The sequence below is a fragment of the Streptomyces sparsogenes genome, from assembly GCF_001704635.1.
Lineage (GTDB): Bacteria > Actinomycetota > Actinomycetes > Streptomycetales > Streptomycetaceae > Streptomyces > Streptomyces sparsogenes.
Genome location: NZ_MAXF01000172.1, coordinates 1 through 1746, shown reverse-complemented (window position 1 = coordinate 1746; position 1746 = coordinate 1). Strand labels below are relative to the sequence as shown.

Annotated in this window: 2 protein-coding genes and 1 pseudogene; 1 reads left to right on the top strand and 2 read right to left on the bottom strand. The window is 71.2% G+C overall.

Annotated elements, in window-relative coordinates; translation table 11 throughout:
• The first annotated feature begins 60 nt into the window (after positions 1-60).
• Complete coding sequence (locus BBH68_RS32445) at positions 61-372, top strand: GNAT family N-acetyltransferase (protein ID WP_065967344.1); 312 nt, start codon at positions 61-63, stop codon at positions 370-372.
• Positions 373-406: 34 nt separating this feature from the next.
• On the opposite strand, the gene gnd is transcribed toward BBH68_RS32445, so the two are convergent.
• Positions 407-1300 (bottom strand): phosphogluconate dehydrogenase (NAD(+)-dependent, decarboxylating), encoded by an 894-nt coding sequence (gene gnd, locus BBH68_RS32440; RefSeq protein ID WP_065967343.1) that lies wholly within the window; start codon positions 1298-1300, stop codon positions 407-409.
• 1 nt (position 1301) lies between these two features.
• Positions 1302-1736, bottom strand: a pseudogene (locus tag BBH68_RS32435) (glucose-6-phosphate isomerase); the annotation flags it as partial.
• Positions 1737-1746 lie beyond the last annotated feature (10 nt).

The window sequence follows — 1746 nt, the reverse complement described above, 5'->3', positions numbered from 1 at the left end:
GTACGGTGGGACCGGCCGATTCATCGAGACGGTCCGATCCCCCCTACCGCAGGAGGAACAGTGGAACCACGCGTCACGGACAACCCGGAGCAGTCGCGCTTCGAGATCTTCGACGGCGAGAGCGGGGAGCTCGCGGGCTTCGCGGAGTACGAACGCTCGAACGGCCAGGTGGCGTTCACCCACACCGAGATCGACCCCCGCTTCGAGGGCAGGGGCCTCGGCGGGCGGCTGGTGCGCGGGGCCCTCGACTCGGCCCGGGAGGCGCACCTCGAGGTGCTGCCGTTCTGCTCCTTCGTACGGAGCTGGATCGGCAAGCACCCCGAGTACATCGCCCTGGTGCCCGAGGACCGGCGCCCGCGCTTCCAGCTGTGAGCCGGCCGCCCGGGCGGCCGGCTCACCCCTGGCGCTACGTGTCGGACCGGCCCTCCCGGGCCTCGACCGCGTGGCCGCCGAACTGGTTGCGCAGCGCGGCGATCATCTTCATCTGCGGGGAGTCGTCCTGGCGGGACGCGAAGCGGGCGAAGAGCGAGGCGGTGATGGCGGGCAGCGGCACGGCCTTGTCGATCGCGGCCTCCACGGTCCAGCGGCCCTCGCCGGAGTCCTCCGCGTAGCCGCGCAGCTTCTCCAGGTGTTCGTCGTCGTCCAGGGCGCCCACCGCCAGGTCCAGCAGCCAGGAGCGGATGACCGTGCCCTCCCGCCAGGAGCGGAAGACCTCGCGCACGTTCTCCACGGAGTCCACGGCCTCCAGCAGCTCCCAGCCCTCGGCGTAGGCCTGCATCATCGCGTACTCGATGCCGTTGTGGACCATCTTCGCGAAGTGGCCGGCGCCCACCTTCCCGGCGTGGACAAAGCCGAACTCGCCCTCGGGCTTGAGCGCGTCGAAGACGGGCTTGACCACCGCGATGTGTTCCGCGTCGCCGCCCACCATCAGCGCGTAGCCGTTTTCGAGGCCCCAGACGCCCCCGGAGACCCCCGCGTCGACGAAGCCTATGCCGCGCGCCGCCAGCTGCTCGGCGTGCTTCTCGTCCTCGGTCCAGCGGGAGTTGCCGCCGTCGACCACGATGTCGCCGGGCGACAGAAGGCCGGCCAGCTCGTCGATGACGGCCTGGGTGGGGCCGCCGGCGGGGACCATGACCCACACCACCCGCGGGCCTTCGAGTTCCCCGACGAGCTCGCCGAGGCCGGCGACGTCGGAGAGCTTTGGGTCGCGGTCGTAGCCGATGACGGTGTGGCCCGCGCGGCGCAGCCGCTCGCGCATGTTGCCGCCCATCCTGCCCAGGCCGATGAGTCCGAGCCGCATGTCAGTCGTTCCTCCCCTGCTCGCGCAGTGAACGGTAGGTGGCGACCAGGGCGGCGGTGGAGGCGTCCAGGCCGGGCACGGCGGCGCCCTCGGTGAGCGCCGGTTCCACGCGCTTGGCCAGGACCTTGCCGAGCTCCACGCCCCACTGGTCGAAGGAGTCGATGTTCCAGATCGCGCCCTGGACGAACACCTTGTGCTCGTACAGCGCGATCAGCTGGCCGAGCACCGAGGGGGTCAGCTCGGTGGCCAGGATGGTGGTGGTGGGCTTGTTGCCGGGGAAGGTGCGGTGTGCGACCTGTTCCTCGGCGATGCCCTCGGCGCGCACCTCCTCCTCCGTCTTGCCGAAGGCGAGCGCCTGGCCCTGGGCGAAGAGATTGGCCATCAGCAGGTCGTGCTGGGCGGCCAGTTCCGGGCCGAGCTCCGCCACCGGACGGGCCGATCAGATC

Excerpts from the sequence above, each read along its gene's own strand:
- gnd (WP_065967343.1), bottom strand. The coding sequence starts at position 1,300 with ATGCGGCTCGGACTCATCGGCCTGGGCAGGATGGGCGGCAACATGCGC.